This window comes from Bradyrhizobium sp. BR13661 (assembly GCF_029892425.1).
In the GTDB taxonomy this organism is placed as follows: Bacteria; Pseudomonadota; Alphaproteobacteria; order Rhizobiales; family Xanthobacteraceae; genus Bradyrhizobium.
The window spans coordinates 90,841-109,807 of sequence record NZ_JARXWB010000005.1 but is presented as its reverse complement, the minus strand read 5'-3'; the positions used below and the strand labels follow the sequence as shown (position 1 = coordinate 109,807).

At 62.5% G+C, this 18,967-nt stretch carries 7 protein-coding genes; 5 read left to right on the top strand and 2 right to left on the bottom strand.

Features of this window, described 5'->3' with window-relative positions; translation table 11 throughout:
• Positions 1–34: 34 nt before the first annotated feature.
• The 5 genes from M2427_RS10180 to M2427_RS10160 all read left to right on the top strand — a co-directional run bounded on the left by M2427_RS10180 (position 35) and on the right by M2427_RS10160 (position 17,908).
• Positions 35–12,598, top strand: a complete 12,564-nt coding sequence (locus M2427_RS10180; protein WP_280706145.1) for a filamentous haemagglutinin family protein — start codon at positions 35–37, stop codon at positions 12,596–12,598.
• 163 nt (positions 12,599–12,761) lie between these two features.
• On the top strand, positions 12,762–15,038 hold the full coding sequence (locus M2427_RS10175) for a polysaccharide biosynthesis tyrosine autokinase (protein WP_280706144.1): 2,277 nt from the start codon (positions 12,762–12,764) through the stop codon (positions 15,036–15,038).
• A gap of 360 nt (positions 15,039–15,398) precedes the next feature.
• Positions 15,399–16,481 (top strand): polysaccharide biosynthesis/export family protein, encoded by a 1,083-nt coding sequence (locus M2427_RS10170; protein WP_280706142.1) that lies wholly within the window; start codon positions 15,399–15,401, stop codon positions 16,479–16,481.
• A 153-nt stretch (positions 16,482–16,634) separates the two neighbouring features.
• Positions 16,635–17,048, top strand: a complete 414-nt coding sequence (locus M2427_RS10165; protein WP_280706141.1) for a hypothetical protein — start codon at positions 16,635–16,637, stop codon at positions 17,046–17,048.
• Positions 17,049–17,095: 47 nt separating this feature from the next.
• Positions 17,096–17,908 (top strand): transglycosylase SLT domain-containing protein, encoded by an 813-nt coding sequence (locus tag M2427_RS10160; protein ID WP_280706140.1) that lies wholly within the window; start codon positions 17,096–17,098, stop codon positions 17,906–17,908.
• 50 nt (positions 17,909–17,958) lie between these two features.
• Here M2427_RS10160 and M2427_RS10155 read toward each other — a convergent pair whose 3' ends face one another.
• Positions 17,959–18,222 carry a DUF4880 domain-containing protein gene (locus tag M2427_RS10155; protein WP_280706139.1) on the bottom strand — a complete coding sequence of 88 codons (264 nt, stop codon included), beginning with the start codon at positions 18,220–18,222 and terminating at the stop codon, positions 17,959–17,961.
• Entirely contained in the window at positions 18,173–18,832 is a 660-nt protein-coding gene (locus tag M2427_RS10150) for an RNA polymerase sigma factor (protein ID WP_280706138.1), read from the bottom strand. Before M2427_RS10150 ends, M2427_RS10155 begins: the two co-directional genes overlap by 50 nt.
• Positions 18,833–18,967: the final 135 nt, after the last annotated feature.

Here is an 18,967-nt window from a genome sequence, read left to right as displayed (position 1 = left end):
TCCGGATTTTGTTCTGTCTGGAAAAGGACTTGCTATGGCCGCGAATGGCACTCTCGTCCCGCACTACCGGTCGCACCGCTTTCGCGAGCAGATGCTGCTCGGCAGTGTCAGCGTTCTCGCGTTGGTGGCGTCTGGTGCCGTGGCCGAGGCGCGGAACCTGAACAGCATTGGCGCCCCGTCGGCCGTCGCCGCCACGCAGGCGGCTCAGCAGGCGGCCGCGATCCAGGCCTCGATGGCCGGGTTGCAGGCCCAGCGATCGCTGACGCAGGGTGCGCAGGCGCTGCGGGCCCAGCTCGCCGCTCAGGCCGCGGCAGCTGCTGCGGCGCAGAGGGCGCCGACCTCGGTTCCGGACGGGCTCGCGATCGGCGGTCTCAACCCGGCAGCGGGTGCGATCGTCAACGGGAAAGTGGCAGATACGACCCTGTGGAAAAATGCCGACGCGCCTGTCACGTCCAAAAAGGACGGGCGCACCTATGTCGATATCACGCAGACCCAACAGAACGCGATCCTGAATTGGCAGACGTTCAATGTCGGCCGCAACACTACTCTCGATTTCAACGGGCAAGCGTCGAACTGGACGGTGCTGAACCGGGTCACGGATCCGAGCCTGGCGCCGAGCCAGATCCTCGGCCAGATCAAGGCGAACGGCGGCGTCTACATCATCAATGCCAATGGCATCATTTTCGGCGGCAGCTCGCAGATCAATATCGGCTCGCTGATCGCCTCCGATCTCGACGTCGGAGCCCGCGGCTCGAACCGAACGGCACGCGACAATTTCTTTCTCAGCACCGGCATCGCCAATACGACGACACAGAGCTTCTCCACCACCTTGCCGGAGGATGCCGTCCCGACCGGAAGTGGCGTACGCGTCGACGCCGGCGCGACGATCGCGACCAACCCCAATCCATCCGCGCCGGGCTTTGTCTATCTGTTCGGCGTCAACGTCGCCAACCACGGCAGCATCATCGCGCCCGGCAATGAAGTTGCGCTGATCTCGGGGCAGGAGATCACGGCCACCGCGGGAAGTTACATCAACGGTACCATTCCGAAGTCGGTTCTGACCAGTGCCGGCTTCCGGGGCACCGGTTTCCAGATCCAGCAATATGCCACTGCATACAATCCAGCTACAGGTGCCCCGGCCGGCACCAGCCCATTTCGACCCGGGACAGGTCTCGTCAGCAACGACGGATTGATCGTGGCGCCGCAGGCCGCGGTGGTGATGATGGGCGACCGGATCTCGATGGACGCGCTGCACGACGCTGCCGGCAACGTGATTCTTGATCCGGCCACCGGCAATCGCGTGGGTGGCGTCATCTATGCGCCCACCAGCATCTCCCGCAACAGCATGGTCCTGATGGATGCCGCGACCAGCGTAACCATGAACGGCACCATCTACGTTCCCCCATTGGAAAATGGGGAGACACTGTCCGGCGGCTCATCGGGCAGTTCGGTCCAAGACTTTACACCGGCCTTCGTCGAGATGAGCGGTCAGCTCAGCGTCACGCTCGGAGCCGGGGCGCTGGTTTCGGCACCCTCCGCAGTGGTGTCGCTCAACGCCTTTGCCACAAACCCGGCTTATAACGGCAACGTCAACAGTCAAATCCCTCCCAGTCTCAGCGGATCGCAGGGCATCGTGATGTCGGGGCCCGCGACCGTTGACGGGATAGCCCAGGCCGGTGCCACAATCGACGTCGCCGGTTTGCAGGATGTGCAGCTGCCGGCGAGCTATAATTTCATCTCGATCCAACCGCGCGGCATCGACTTCGCCGACGAGCCGCTCCAGCGCAGCGGCGTGCTCTACGGCAAGACGCTTTGGATCGACATCCGTGCCTCGGGGAAGAACAGCAACGGCTCGACTTGGTGCGGAACACCGGTCGCAAACGCCTGCGGCTATGCGGACGCCGTCCCCAGAAGCATCGACCAACTGATGACAAAGGGTGGGAGCGTCAGCTTCAAGACCGACATCAACTCGGCGACCCCCACCGCCGTCACGCTCCAGTCGGGCTCGGTGGTCAACGTTGCCGGTGGCTACGAGGAGCTTCTGGCCGGCATCGTGCCGACGACCGTGCTGCTCGGATCCGACGGCCACCTCTACGACATCGCCCATGCCAGCCCGGATTTGACTTACACCGGCATCGTCGGGCAGTTCACTGTCAATCATGCGCATTGGGGCGTGACGGAGACCTGGACCTTTTTCCAGACCCGCTCCGTGCAGGCCGGCTATCTGCAGGGGTCCGATGCCGGCAGCATCTCCTTCACCGCTGTCAACCCGCAATTCCAGGCCGGCACGTTGATCTTCGGTGCGGTTACAGGCGCGCGGCAGGCTGCGGCCGGGACCGCGCCCTCGCAGGGGACGCTCTCCGTCACCACACCCTCGAGCGTGGTGGTCACAGGACAGAGCGGCGGCACGTCATCAACCAATTTTACCTCGACCAGCCAGCTCAGCCCGACGACGCTGTCGGCCGACCAGCTGTCGTCCTACGGCCTGAGCGGCCTCTCCATCACCGCCAATGATCTGTTCGTGACGTCCGACAGCACGCTGAATCTTGCCGCGGGTGGCAGCTTCTCAGTGGTGGTGCCGGGCGCGATCGACATCGCTGGGACGGTGTCAGCGGCCGGCGGCAACATCAGCCTGGTAACTGATCGTAATCTTTTCACGAATGCCCCGCATGGGAATCCGTTCGGCACTTGGGTTAGCACGCCGCAGACCGCCTCGGGCAAGGCTGATATTTTCGTCGAGGGTACGCTGGATGCCAGCGGTCGCTGGGTCAACGATTCTGGTCGGCTCGGTACAGGCTTAGTCGGCCCAGGATTCATCAACGGCGGCAGCATCTCGATCACGACCAACAACAGTTCTACTCGCCAGCAGGTGGATACGACTGGCAACATCGTGCTCGCGTCGGCGAGCCAGCTCGACGTATCGAGCGGTGGTTACATTTCTCCGCAGGGCAAGGCCAAAACAGCGTCGCCGGGCGTCATGGCCGGAAGCGGTGGCAGCATTTCGCTCGAGCTCTACCAAGGGAATCCCTGGGGAGGCGAACCGGACTCGCCAATTCCAGGGGATCCCCTGAACCCACATAGCGGCGCTATCTCGACGCTCCAGTTGAACGGATCACTGCGCGCCTATGGTTTCCAAAACAACGGCACTCTCACGCTTGCCGCGCCGCAGACCATCCAGATCGGCGGACAGCCCGACTCCGACGGGCAGCCGGCGGGCGGTGGCTTGTATTTGCCCGCGTCGTTCTTCAATAGCGGCGGCTTTGGCGCCTATGTCATCGAATCCGCCAGTTCCGGCCATCCTGGCGTTACCGAGAACATCACGATTGCCGCGGGAACGTCCCTGCGCCTGGAGCAGCAGAACCTCTCCAGCATCGCAAGCTACATCTCGGTGCCGACAGGCACCAAGATCGCCTCGGTGCCAAACGGGAACGGGTTCGCGCCGCTATTTCCGCTGGAGACGCTGGCGGACGATTTGCGTACGCCTGTCAATCTCACCCTTGCCTCGAACAACATCGCGCTTGGCGCCGGCGCCTCCGTCGTCACCGACGCGCGTGCGAACATCGCGCTCTATGGCACACCTGGTGTCGCGTCACCGTCGCTCGGCGTCGACACAACAACGCAAACCACGGCCCAGAGCGTCCTCCTGCTCGGCCAGATCGTCGACCACGGCGGCGCTGTGTCAGTCTATTCGCAGCAGACCTGGCTCGGCCCGAATGCGCTCATCGACCTGTCGGGGACTGTGATCGCCAATTCAAGCTTCGGCAACACCGGCATCACCAATGGTGTCAGTGCCACGTTGTTGTCTGGTGGTACCTTCACGGTCGAAGCGTTTCCTCAGACCTCAATTGCGGCAGATTCGACCGGGACCCTGACAGGAACTTATCTGGTTGCCCAGCAGGGCGCAGTGGTCGATGTGTCCGGCATCTCGGCCACGATCCAGGCCAAGGACGCCACCGGGCGCGGCGCGAGCCCGGTTTCGATGTGGAGCGATGCGGGCACGGTCAGCGTTGATGTCGGCGCCTTCGTGTGGGGCGGGACGTTCACCGCGGTCGGCGGCCGGTCGCCGGTCACGGGGCAGGGCAATCCCTCGGCCAATGGCGGAACATTGATGCTGGGCGGGTCGAACGTCACACTCCAGCAAAGCTCGGCCAATTTGACGGCAGCGCTCGCATCTCTCGCGACGCCGGCGAGCGCGGGAGATCTCACGTCGCTAGCGTCGCTCGGCAGCGGTCAGCTCGCGCCTTTTACCGGTCAGATCGTGGCCACGGTGGATCGTTTGGGGGCGTTCGACAATGTTTTCCTGTACAGCGGTTACTCGGTGGGTGGCCCGGGCCATATCTTCACTGATCTGACCGACAAGACCTTCGGCTTCAAGGCGCCCACTTTCCTCAATCTCACTATTTCCGGCGCGCTCGACTGGAACGTGACCAACCGGCTGCAAATCGCCGCCAGCTCCATCACGCTTGACGGAAACACTCCCGGCAGCAGCACGGTGCTGTCGGCGCCCTATGTGCTGTTCACCGGGGGCGGGGGGACTTCGACTGTCGCGACCAATCCGGCCGGCAGTCTCGTCGTCGATGCGATGAACATCGACGTCGAAGGTGCTGCGTTCTCAAACTTCGGTCAGGTCACACTTGGTGGTTCGCCGAACCCGGGCAATGCCAACCGCTACACCACCGCCGATATCCGCCTGAGCACGCCCAAGGTCGCGAACGGAATCAGCCAGATTGTCGGACAAACGGCGGTGGTGGTCTATCCCTCGACGTTCTCAGGCAGCCTTGCGGCGAGCGGCAATCTGACGCTTTCGGCCGAGCGGATCTACCCGGTCTCCGCCGTCAACTTCACCATCCAGGCGCCGGGCACGGTAACCTTCACCGCGCCCGCCGGCAGCGCGCCTCAAACGCCGCTGTCAGCCGGCGGCAGCATCAAGGTGCTGGCGCCGAACATCGTGCAGGATGGCAATCTGTTTGCCCCGCTCGGCACCATCACTCTCGGCGGCAGCGGCACCCAGCAGGTCACGCTCGGGGCAGGGAGCCTCACGTCGGTCTCGCTGGACAATACCGTGGTGCCGTATGGCACGACCCAGGACGGCATCAACTGGTATTACAACAACTCGCTCGCGCCGCTTACGCAGCTTCCGGGCAAGGCCGTGACGCTGAGCGGCACCAATGTGAGCGTGGGTGTTGGATCGACCACCAATTTGAGCGGTGGTGGCGACGTGGTCGCGGGCGAGTTCGTGGCCGGCACCGGCGGCACGAGGGACACGCTTGCAACCGCCAGCGGCCAGCCGACCGTTTATGCGCTGCTGCCTTCGCGCAACGACCCGGTCGCGGCGCTCGACATCAATTTCACGGCGGCGCTGAGCGCCAGCCAGGCCGGCGATCCGTACCCGCTCGCGGGAACGCAGATCACGATCAGCGGCGGCGGTGGCATTCCGGCCGGCACCTACACGCTCTATCCCGGCCATTACGCGATCTTGCCCGGCGCGCTGCGGGTCGTCGACTATGGCAGCAATCTGGGCAGGAACATCGTGTCCGGGACCACGTTGCAGGACGGCACCGTCCTGGTGTCGGGCAATTACACCCAGTCCACCAATGCCGCGACGCGTTCGGCCGGCAGTGAGTTGTTCGCGATCCAGACCGGGTCCGTCTGGCGGCAGTACAGCGAGTACAACGTCACCAGCGGCAACAGCTACTTCCCCAAACACAGCAGTACCACGACCCCGTCGCCGCTGCCGATCGACGCCGGCCGGCTGGGCGTCGTGGCGCAGCAGCAAATCCTGCTGTCCGGCACGGTGCTGACCCAGCCAGGGACCGATAGCAGCGGCAATGTCGGCCGTGGCGGTCAGCTCGACGTTTCCGGCAGCCAGGTGGCGGTGGTCAATGGCACCGGCAATGCGCCGGCCGGTTATGTCGGTCTCGACGTCAACGAGCTCAATGCGTTCAACTTCGAGAGCATCCTGATCGGCGGCCAGCGCAGCGACCAGGCCAATGGCACCACCACGATCACGCCGACAGCATCGAGTGTTGTGATCGATACCGGCGGTGTGGCCTTTACCGCACCGGAAATCCTGCTGGTGGCGGGGGCGACACCGCCGCAAACCCAGACCGTCAATCAATCGTTCTCGATCGCGGGCGGCACCTTTACCACCAACTTCCAGGTGAGCACGACGGGCGGGGGGCAGGTCGTCGTCAAATCCGGCAGTGTGATCGACACGGTCAGCGGTGTACAGAGCTCCTACGGCCGAAACTATGTCTACGCGAACCCGGCGTCCGCCGCTGCCACCTCGGCGCAGGCGATCGCAACAGCGCTTGGCGGCACGCTGGATTCGACCGGCACGCATATCACCGGCGCGAATATCTTTTCGTTCTTCACCGGCAGCGGCACGCCTCTCAGCAACGTCTCGTTGCCGCTGTACAGCGGCGGCCTCGGCGCGGTGTTCATGGCGACCAGCAATCCGAAGAACACCATCACGGGTCCGACCGGCACGTCGACGCCCGCGCTCACCATCGACTTCGCCGATATCTCGGCGGGCCCGGTAATCGGTTCGCTAACACTTCCCGCCGGCAACACCAGTAACGTCACCATCGAGGCCGGCACGCGCGTTTCCACCACGACGTTGAGCCTGCAGGCGTCTGGGCCGTCGAACGCGATCGCGCTGAACAAGCCGGTCAACGGCGCAGCCGCCGCCGTGATCCAGGCCAAGCAGCTCAACCTGACCGCTCAGACTATCGGCCTCGGCAACGGCGCGACCGGCGCACTAGCGTTGTCGGCCGATACGCTCCAGACCACGCTCGCGTCGGTGCAGGGGCTGACGCTGAAGGCCTACAACGGCAACATCGCATTCGCCAGCGGGGTTGCGTTTGCACCAACGCTTCAGAACCTGACGCTCGATGCGCCGGCGCTGCTGGGCAGTGGCGCCGATGTCAACATCAGCGCTGGCGCCAGCGTCACTCTCGTCAACCACAGCGCGATAGCCGGGGCGGCGAGTGTGCCGTCCACCGGCGGAACGCTCACCATCGAGGCTGCCGAAATCGATCTCGGCGGCGGCGTTCAGACGATCGGCGGATTCTCGCAAGTGAACTGGACTGCCAGCAAACAGATATTGCTCGCCGGTTCCGGCGCAATGACTCTCGGCGGCTCGGGTGCCGCGCCAGTCAATCTCTCCATGACGACACCGGACTTGCTGGTCGGCGGCGCGACCGCGAGCGGCACCGGGTCGCAATTCATCCTGACGACGCTCGGCAATGTCAGCATCGCGCGCCCGGCAGGAGCTTCTGCCAATCCCGGCTCCAGCAGCCAGATTGGCGGCAACTTCGCGCTGAAGGCAGCGAGCATCGACGTGTCCGGCACCATCCAGGCCCAGGCCGGAACGTTGGGGCTTGAAGCGACCACGGGCGATCTCACGCTCGAGAACGGCGCCTGGATCGCCGCGGGCGGCTACGCGAAGACGCTGGTCGACGCCACTCAATACGTTGCCGGCGGCAAAGTGTCGCTTCAGGCCGATCTCGGCAATGTCGTGACCATGGCCGCCAGCACGATTGACGTGTCCCAGCCCGTCGGAGGTCAGGGCTATGGCGGCGTGATCAACGTGACGGCGACGGCCGGCTCTGCCAAGCTGAGCGGCCAGCTGCTTGCGGCCGGCTATGCCGGCAATCCACAAGGAGGCGTGGCGAGCCGTGGCGGCAGCTTCAACCTCTTCTCCAACGGAGCGATCGAACTCGATCCTTTAGCCGATTTGCTCTTTGCGGGTGGCGTCACTGGCGGAATCTCGGTTCGCACGCAGACCGGCAATCTCCAGCTTTCGGCAGGTCACACGCTGAGGGCCAACACCGTCACGCTCACGGCAGACGACATCACCTGGACGAGTTCGGTGCAGAATGGGCAGGTCATCATCGGCGGCCTGATCGAGACCGGCTGTACGGTGACATACTGCAACGGCCAGGCGGGCGGCCAGGTTGGGCTCTACGGCAGCAATGCAGTGGTGCTGCAGAGCACCGCCTCGATCGTCGCTTCGACCAAACAGGCCGGCCAGCTCGGCGGCGACATCAAGCTGGGCACAGGGTGGAACGCGAGCGGCTATATCGACCTGCAGTCCGGCGCGAAGATGGACGTGTCGGGTGTCGGCAACGGCGGGAACGGCGGGACGGTGTACCTGCGCGCCCCGCTGGTGACCGGTCACGCATATCAAGAAGGCACTGTGAAAATCCTGGGCCTTGACGCCAACATTACCGGCGCCCGCAAGTTCAGTCTTGAGGACTACGCAACGGTCTCGACCGAGAGCGGCGTTGGGTTGCCGAATGTGAGCTGGAACGGCGTCCTCGATCCCGCCAACAACCCGGCCTTCACGAATGCCGTCGCGCAATTCGTGCAGGGAACGCTAACCGGGCTGGACTCGGCGGGGAAGGTCGTGAGCTACGGCTTCAATGGTGCGGTCGCCCAGCTCACGCAGTCTAAGATATTTGCTGATCTCCAGAATAATAAAAATAATCAAGGAGCCGCGGTCGAGTTTCTCCCTGGCGTCGAGCTGGTCAATACAAGCACCGCGGTCAATTCCGGCAACATCACCATTGCAAGCAACTGGAATCTGGCGGCCGGCACGGCGGTGAAGCTCCAGGGCAGTGGCATCACAAAAACATACGATCCTGCCACCAGCGCCGTGAATTTCGAGTACCGCTATGTCGCCAATTTCGGCACCCAGTCACAACCTCAGTTCAGGATTGAGCCGGGCGTGCTGACGCTGAGGGCCGCGGGCAACATCAACGTCAACGCCTCGATCTCCGACGGTTTCTTTCAATTCGGGAACTACAACGACAAAAACTACGTCGCGAATGTAGCCAATTATCTGAAAAATCAGGGCAATCGGGGTATTGATCCCATTGGCAATAATCCCAATAACACCGGATATCTCTACTATCTGAACAATTACACCGCCGTTCCAGTCGCTCCCTACGATCCCACCGCGAATATTTCGAGCCCGACCTCGCAGCAACTGGCGGGGGCGGATCTGTTTCCGCATCAGCTGAACGTCTGCGTCAACTGCAATGGCGCAATCGCATCCAGTCCGCCGGTGACGCCCGATTCCAAGGTTCAGATCGTTCAGGTCACCAATCCCGCTTCCTGGTCCTATACGTTCACGGCGGGCGCCGCGGCGCGATACACCAACGGCGCCGTCGCCATCAGCGCCAATCCTAACGCCATGGTACCGCTTGCGTCGATCGACACCGGTCATTTCCCCGGCAGCGGCGACGTCGTTGTCTCCGGTCACACGAGCTATACGCAACAGGTCTATGCTTCGGGCAATCAGACCGGCACAACCACCGTTGCGCTGCCCACAATGATCCGCACCGGCACCGGCAGTATCACGGTGTCGGCGGCGCGCGACATCCTGCTTTCGGACCAAACTGCTCCCGGCGTGATCTACTCCGCCGGCGTCAACACCGCGCTGCCCGCGTCTCCCGGATATTATCTGGATGGCTCGGGGAATGTCGTTGCAGCCAATCCCAATGGCTTCCTGGCGCCTCAAGTCCTGGCCTACTCGCAATTCAGCAACAGCAACGCGCTTAGCAACGGTTATGCTGCGGTTTACGGTCCTCCGACTGCGGCGGCTTTCCCGACCGAGGGTGGCGACGTCACGATGGTGGCGCAACGCGACATCATTCGTACCGGCAATCCAACCGAGACCGTTACGGCATCAATCGCTGGGACCAGGACGGTCTCGGACTATCAGTACTTCTTCCCATGGCTGCTCGCCGATGCGGCGATCACGCCGATCGGCTCCGCGAATGACGCGCCGAATGTGAGTCTGCTCGGCGCGGGTGTGTTTGCCCCATTCGGAACCGCAATAGCGTCGCAATCCGCATGGTGGATCCAATACGGCAGCTTCCAGCAGGGCATCCTCAGCGCCGGCGGCAATGTGTCGGTCACGGCAGGGCGTGACCTGATCGACGTGTCGGTGTCGTTGCCGACCACTGGCTATGCCAGCGGTGGCCTCGCTTCGGTCGGCAGCGGCGTCTTGAACACGCCGGTCATGACCGTCAACGGCAGCGGCAACATGGTCGTGCAGGCGGGCCGCAATATCCTCGGTGGATCCTTCTACGAGGGCTCGGGCACGGCAACGATCGTTGCCGGCGGCTCGGTCGGCCCCAACGGCAACCTGGCCACCAAGACCGGTACGTTGCAGGACCTGCCGGTGCTCGCCGTCGATTCCGGCCAGATCACGCTCACCGCTGGAGGATCGGTCTCGATCGGCGGGGTAATCAATCCGGCCGAGTTGCACTTCCAGACCACTTCCTATGCAAATCCTGGCAACTCAGGTGCCGCGGCGCTGCTGCCCATCTTCATGGACACCTATGGTCCTGACAGCGCGGTCAACGTCGTCGCTATCGGAGGCAACATCAACATCGCACTCAGTCAGACAGCGACGATCTCCTCGAAGATCGCGTTCCAAGGCTCGATCTACGAGACCAATTTTCCAGCGAGCTTCAGCGCGATTGCCCTGAACGGCGACATCACAACCAACGGACTGACCGGTGCAAAAAACAACGGTCTGGTGCTCAGCGGGTCGCCGAACGGTACATTCCAGTTGTTGGCCGAAGGCAACATCGATCTGACCGGCGGCGTAAGCCCGACGTTGCCGGGCGGCGCACATAATCTTGATTCGAACTTCCCGACCATCTCGGCTGGCCCGTCCTTGCTCGACCAGGCGTTCGATCCGTACCAGCCCAATAACGGCGCTCCGTACGACCCGAAAGACGGCGCCACCGGCGCCTTCAGCCAAGCGTACCTGGCACAAGGCAAGAATGCCTCCACCGCCAAGATCTACGCGGTGACCGGTAGCATCACCGGCGCCGGCCCGATCAACATCAACCGGCCGACCAAGGTTCAGGCCGGTCTGGACATCGTCGACCTTAACCTGACCGTCGAGAACATCGCTGCCAGCGATGTCAGCAGCGTCATCGCCGGCCGGGACATCTCTTATACCGGTTTCCACAATCTCGGTGGCATGCAGGTCGCAGGCCCGGGCTTCTTCCTGGTGGAGGCAGGGCGCAATCTCGGCCCCTTCCTGCCGGTGAACTTCGACACCGCTGCGTCCGCCAAGGTGCAGGAAGGCATTACCTCGGTGGGCAACGCCGGCAGCATCCCGGTGGGCAACCAGTGGGTTCAAGGTTCGCCCGGCATGTACAACCCGGCGTTGCTCGGTCCGTTCACCGCCGCGGTCAAGAACCGCAATCCGAAGCTGTATAAGCCCGGCGTGGACATCGTCGGCGCGGACATCATCGCGCTGTTCGGTGTCGGCAATCGCGTCAACTACCAGGGCGTGATCGACACCTACATCGATCCGGCCAACGCCACCAACGTCGCGCACAACTATATGGCTGAGCTCACGACCTTCCTCTGCTCGACCGGCGCGTTGAATTGCTCGACGGGTGTTCCTGCAGCCGCCGACGTGTTCGCGAAATTCCTGAACGAGCCGACCGCGCTGCAGCACGTCTTCATCGATCAGGTCTTCACCGCCGAGTTGAAGAACATCGGCAACACGAGCAGCAGCCTTTATCAGTACTATCAAGGAAATCCGACGCTCTATAGCCAGACCCAGAAGGCCGCTCTTCTCGACGGCTACATCATGATCAACACGCTGTTCCCGGCAGCGAGTGGCTACACCAACAATCTGGGTGGCTCGCTGCAACCGGTGGGCAGCGGTCTGGCGAGCGCGCTTGGTCAGGCCAACAGCTCGGGCAAGTACGCGGTCAACGTGCTCAGTTTGATCCAGACCGTCGACCTCAACGGCGCTGCCGCCAATTTTGCCAAGGAGGTCCCGACGCTGGTTCAGACCGGAGATCTCAATCTCCTGCACGCCACCATCCAGACGGACCTCGGCGGCAACGTCTCGCTGCTCGGCCCGGGCGGCAATGTGCTGGTCGGATCGCTGGCCGTGGAGCCCAACTCCAATCTGAAGCTAAACAACCTCGGCATCCTGACGCTCGCCGGCGGCGACATCAACACCTTCTCCGACGGTAACGTGCTGGTGAACACCAGCCGCATCTTCACCGAGCAAGGTGGCGACATCTCGATGTGGAGCTCCAACGCCGATCTCGACGCCGGCCGCGGCGCCAAGACCACGGCCTCGCAGCCGCCGTTGCAGGTGGTCTTCGACGCCGACGACTACCAGACCACCGATCCCGCGGGTCTCGTCACGGGCGCCGGCATCGGCGTGCTTCAGACCACCAGCAACAGCGCAGATTCCAACCTCTATCTGCTCGCGCCGCGCGGCATCGTAAATTTCGGCAGTGCCGGTGTCCGCGCTCCCCACATCGAAGTGGTGGCTCCCGTAGTCTTGAATTCGGACAACTTCCAAGCCAAGTCGGTGACCGGCATTCCGACCGTGACTGCCCCGAATGTCGGCGCGCTGACCGCCGCGTCGAACACCGCTGGCGCTGCCAGCAAGACCGCGGAGACGCCGACTGCCTCGAAGCCTGAGGGCACGGCCTCGGTCTTTGTTGTCCAGGTGCTCAGCTACGGCGACGGGCAGGATGCGACGGGTGCCAGCGGGGACAGCAATGTCAAGAAGAACAACCAAGGTAACGGTGCGCAATGAGGCGGTTTCACGAGTTTGGTAAGCGCAAATCCCCGTTGAGCAGCATGGCGCTATTCATGCCAATCACGCTGAGACGTAGTCGCGGAATTAGGTTGTAGATCAACAAATGGATAAAGCGTTACGACCCAGGAACGCCTCGCCCCAACTCCAGGGAAGCGGGTTGGTGCAATCTGATCGCGTTTCCGACTTCCTCGATTGGTGCACGGGGTTTCTTCGTCGGCAATATCTTGTAATTGCAATCGCAACGCTGTGTTCGGTTGGCTTTGGGCTCGTATATCTCGTCCTTACGCCGCCGCAATACACAGCCAAGGCGATGATATTGATTGACAGCAGCAAGGTCCGGGTTCTTCAGCCTCAACAACAAGCGTTAGGCGACGCCCCGCTCGACACCGCACAGGTCGAAACACAGGTCGAAGTTCTCAAGTCCGAGAAATTCGCACATTCCGTGATCAAGGAATTGCACCTGACCGACGACCCGGAATTCGTTGGACGAGGAGAGGGACTTCTTCATCGTATCGGTCTTGGCAATTCGACGCCGCCTTCGGAAACGGAGCTCGTTCGCGCTGCGGCGCGAACATTCATGGCACATCGGACGGTCGCGCGCGTCGGGAGGACCTACGCTATCGAGGTCGGGTTTACGTCGCGCAATCCTGCGAGCGCCGCTGCTGTCGCCAATGGAATTGGCCAAGCCTATATCCTGGATCTGCTCCAGTCGAAGTATCAGACGACTCGCCTTGCCAGTGATTGGCTACAGGATCGCATCAAGGAACTCCAGAATAGGGCATTGACGGCGGACAAGGCGGTCGTCGAGTACAAGGAGAAGAACAACATCGTGTCCATGGACGGTGGGGCAGGGTCCACGGTCTCGGGGCGCCTGATCGGCGAGCAACAACTCGCCGAATTCAACACGCAGTTGATCAACGCGCGCGTTGCGACCGGTGAAGCCAAGGCGCGGGTGCAGCGAATTAACGATATTCTCAAACAGGACAGCCCGGATGCGGTGACCGCGGATGCGTTGCATAACGATGTCATTACCCGCATGCGTAACCAGTATTTCGATTTGACCGCGCGGGAGGCCGACTGGACGAAGCGCTACGGCGCCGACCATCAGGCCGTGTTGCATCTCCGCGATCAGATTGAGGAGTTGCGCCGATCCATCAGGGAAGAACTCGGCCGTATAGCCGCGAGCTACAACAGCGACTACGAGATCGCAAAGGCGCGGGAGGAAAGTCTCGAACGGAAGGTCGTAAGCCTCGTCACGGAGGGGCAGTCCACCAATCGCGACCGGCTGGGGCTGAACGAGCTCGAGAGCAATGCGAAGGCCAACCACACAATTTACGATACATTTTTGCAGCGCTACACCGAAGCTCTTCAGCAGGAGTCATTTCCGATTACCGAAGCGCGCGTGGCTAATCCGGCGCTGCCGCCCGAACAAAAGAGCAGTCCGATCGCTTCGATCGTTCTCGTGGTCTCGGGACTATTCGGCCTCGTCGCAGGTCTGGGCGTCGGAGCGCTGAAGGAGTCGCTCGATCTGGTGTTCCGTACCGCTCGACAGGTCGAGGAGGCGCTGCGGACGTCGTGTCTTGCGGTGTTGCCGCTCGTGACTGCGGCGGACGCGCTGCAGCGGCCGGCGCAGCAAAAGGGCGCGCAGGAGCCAGGCGTGAGAGGTTTCCGTGGAAGGCAGTCTGTCGCCAGACAACTGCCGCAGGACCAGGTCGTGACACTGACTAGCACCTTGATGCGGCAAGTCGTTGAAGAGCCGTTTTCACCGCTCGCCGAGGGCGTGCGGTCCATCAAGATAGCTGCAGAGCTTCATGCGGCCTATGAAAAGAACAAGGTGATCGGCATAACGTCGACGTTGCCCGGCGAAGGCAAATCGACCCTTGCCTGCAATCTGGCCGAACTGATGGCCGATGCGGGCAAGCGCGTGATCCTTATCGACGCCGATCTGCGAAAACCGACGCTCATTGATAACCTCGAGCCGAGGCCGGTAGTGGGATGGCTTGAGCTGCTCGAGGGCAAGGCCGATTTGTCGCAGGTGGTACGGTTCGATGCCGAGACCGGTCTTGCAATGCTGCCGTCGATAAGCGATGCGAATCTCGCGCATACCGATGAGGTCGTTTCGTCCGACGCGTTCAGAGGTCTGCTGGAGCAACTGCGCGAGCACTACGACTACGTCATCCTTGATCTTCCGCCACTCGGTCCCATCGTTGACGTCCGCGCGGCAACGCAGAGCGTGGACTCCTTTATTTTCGTGGTGGAGTGGGGCCGCCTCCGCGTCAACCTAGTCCAACGTTGCCTGGACTCCGCGCCCGAGGTCCATGACCGCCTCTTGGGCGTCGTCCTCAACAAGGCCGATCCCAAGATGCTGGGTCGCCACGACCACAGCTACGGTGGCCTCTATTGGAGCCAGCCTTACGGGCAGTATGGGCGCTCCTGATATCTCCGCGCACCAGAAAAGCGCTCCCGACACCGACCTGACATAGCCGGCCAGGTGGTGCTCCGAAAGCTGCTCCGGCCGTGAGGGCGTTGAGCGCATTCGTCTCCCGGTGTTCTGTCCTGTTTTCGCAATCCCCTCAGCTGCATCGTCTATTGAGCATAAACCGCACGTTGGCGCACGCCCTCGGGCGGGAGGGCGGGCTCACGCGAACAGCGTCGTGCAGGCTCGGTGAGATGTGCGTTAGCTCGGTGCGAATGAAGCGTCATGCGATTAAGAAATATCCCGGCCATCGCGTGCTGCCTGATCTGGTCGACCTGGTTGGGCGGCTGCGGCTTCATTTCCATGTCGGGACCGGCGAGCATGGACGTGAAGAGCGAAAACACGACAACCTTGCCGTACGCCGTCGTGAAGCTTACGCCCGAGATCGTCCAGGTGCTCGATAAGTTCGAGCCCAATGGAATTCCAGGAAGTCTGGCGGCTAGCAAGCCTCCGAGCAGCATCCGCTTCGGTATTGGCGACATCGTCAGTGTGACGATCTTCGAAGCATCCGCAGGCGGGCTCTATGTCCCCCTGGAAGCCGGCGTGCGTCCGGGCAATTACGTGAGCCTTCCGGATCAGTCCGTCGACAACGACGGCAATATCACTGTGCCCTATGCCGGCAGAATTCGTGCGGCAGGTCGTACCAACGGGGAAATCCAGGACGACATCCTCCAGCACATCAAAAAACGCGCGATCGATCCGCAGGTCATCGTGACGGCGAGCCAGCAGCGTTCGTCGCTCGTCAGCGTCTTCGGCGAAGTCCGAACGCCGGTGCGGTTTCCCATGCCGTTGGCGGGGGCGCAGGATCGAATTACCGACGCGATCACGCGCGCGGGCGGCATCAGCGGCGCCGGCTGGGAGACCTGGGTTGTCCTCGAACGCAACGGCAAGCGGGCAACGGTGCCTTTCGGCAATCTGGTCTACTGGCCCGCGAGCAACATCTTCGTGCAGCCGGGAGACCGAATCTATCTGTACCGGGAGCCGATGAAGTTCACGGCTTTTGGGGCGACGGGCCAGCAGGGCGAGTTCAATTTCGATGCGTGGCGGATCAATCTGACGCAGGCGGTCGCCAAGGCGGGAGGCCTGCTCGACCTGCAGGCCGATCCGGGATCGGTGTTTCTTTATCGCCGCGAACCGCGCGAGGTGGCGCAGCAACTCGGGGTCGACTGCTCGAAGTTCAATGGCGATACCGTGCCGATCATCTTCAACGTAAGCTTCCAGGATCCAGCGGGTTATTTCATCTCGACGAAGATGAAGATGCGTCCTTTCGACGTGCTCTATGCTGCCAATGCGCCGCAGGTGGATATCACCAAGGTCCTCAACTTTATCAATACTGCCGTCACAACGGCCGATGACGCGACGCTGCTGGTCAATGATGTCAAGGGGCTTCGAACGAGGCTCTAGGTGAAGGTATGTATGAGAGAGCCCCGATTTCTCGGATCTCATTCGGGTAATTGCAGTAGTGTGAGAATCTCGTATCGTATCAGGCAGTCGGCAATGGTATCATTCCCGTGGCGCCGCCGGATCGAAGCGCGCAGGTCATTGGAGGCTCGCAGCATGGGCGTCGCTCTGTCGAGACACGGATTTGTGCGCCGTGGTGGCCTTGCGATCTGCCTGGTCGCGATCATCACAACGCCGGTAACGGCCCAGGCCCCTGGTCCGGCCAATCCACCCGCTCAGCAGCGTGAGGGCACGATCATCGGCGGCAAGCCGACCGGCACGGTACGGCGTTGCGTCGATGTGCAGATCGGCGGCGATAGCGCGTTCGGGTGTTTGAACGAACAGCTTCGGCGAGAGGTGGACAAGGTCAATCCAACGCTCAATCTGCCGCCGATCGATGCACGCTCATCGGACGTGCGCGTGGGTAATGCCAACGAGGCGGCCATCCGCCAGCAATATGGTTCCAACTACGGTCGTTCGGCCACTCCGTTCCGCCCTCCCGCTATTTCCAACGTGCTGCCGCACCGCTGATGTCGAGGTCCCCTTCAAGAGCCAGGACGGTCGGAGCCGAACGCCAATTGTGGCCATCGGTCGCGTTGTGCCTGTTAGTCGTCCTGAGCGGCACGGCAAGGGCGCAAGCCGATGAGGTCGGCCGCACGGCCGAAACCGGCAGCACCGAAGGATCGTCAACAGATGCGGACGATACCGCGCCCGAGCCTCTGACGCTCGAACCGTTCGCGCCGAGACCACTTACGGCCGCCGATTTTCCCCCTGCCAATCCGCTTCTCTCTACCTACACTTACCGGACGAGCGCAATGTTCGGCCGCGACTGGCGCGCCGGGCGCGCGCAATACCGGCAACTGATCGAGCGTGAATCGCTTGCCTTTGGCCTTCCGCCTGCGCTCGTGGATGCGGTCATGGCTGTCGAGAGCCGATACAATACGGCCGTCGTCGGAATGGATGGCGAGGTCGGCCTGATGCAGGTCATGCTGCCGACCGCGCGAATGATGGGCTTCACAGGTACACCGGCCGAACTGGCCACGCCCGACGTCAACGTGCATTACGGCGTCCGCTATCTAGCCGGCGCCTGGCGTCTCGCCCATGAGGATCTCTGCACAGCGGCAATGAAATATCGCGCTGGTCACGGCGAGACCCGGTTTTCCTATCTGTCGGTCGAATATTGCGCGCGCGTCCGTGCACATCTGGCAGCCAACGGCGTTGCCGTCACCGGCTCCGTCCCGCAGCCGACATTCGGCAGGCCTGGTGGTGGCGGTACCGCCCCGCGCAACAGCCGCGTCCGGACCGCCATCGGGAGCCCGATCAACTTCGCGGAGCTCAATACGCGCCTGCGCGGCGCGGTCGAGCGAAAATCGCCCTCCGATCTACGCTGATCCAATTCAAGCCGAGATTCAATCGGCGGCCCGACGGCTGGCCTGCCAGATCATGCCCGCTTCTTGTTGCCCGTTTGACGCCGGCGTCGCACCGCGGGTGCCGGGCGGCCGGTCGCCAGCGCCTTGCCGATCGCGCGCCAGCATTTTACGGCATCGCGGAAGGCATGCTCATGGGCGGAGCTTTTGCCGCGCCAGTCCATCAGTTGTTCGGCATCCGCAATCGTCGCCTCACCCGATTTGAGGCGCATGATCCACGACAACGCCTCACGGATTAACGGATCTAAGTGATCGACCTGATGGTTTCGCTTCGTCACGACCCAGCGCTTTCCCGCCCATGCCGGTCATGAGCGGATGGCCCCGATCGACATATCTCTTTAACTGAGACGATGCGACGCGCTGAAAACCGAATTTGTCGCGCACGGGTCTTTTGAGGCGCTCGGCGCAGTGCTCGACCGCCTGCTTCAGGTCGGTCTCGACGGTCCGGACCGTGACGCCGAGCAGCGCGGCGATCTCGCGGTTCGGCAAGCCCTCGATGCGGGAGAGCATCAGGACGCGGCGACGTCGTTCCGGAAGCTCGGCGATCGCGCGCTTGAGATGCTCGACGTCCGAGCGGTTCTCGATCACGCGCGCTGCGTCCGGCTGGTCATCCGGAATCTCGAGCATGGCGTCGACCTCGTCGGAGGTGAGGCGGCGCTTCTCGGCGCGGCGGCGATCGGTGGCGATGTTGAGGGCGATCCGAAACAGATACGCCTTGGGGCTGCGCACGGTCCCGATCTCCCGCATGCCGGCGAGACGGAGATAGGTCTCATTGAGGGCTTCGGAGGCGAGGTCCGGCGAACCGAGGCGGCGCGTCAGTCGTCGATCGAAGTCGACATACTCGGCGAGCAGCAAGCCGCGCAGGTTGGAGATGACGTCGATGGTCATGTTACGCCCCACTTATTAAACCCCGAATTTTGGCCGGACGGTAGAGAGGGCGCACAACGATAATGTGACGAATTGTTGGTGAGTAACACATGCACATCGATAGTCGTGTTATGTTGCGCGAAATCATCACATCAA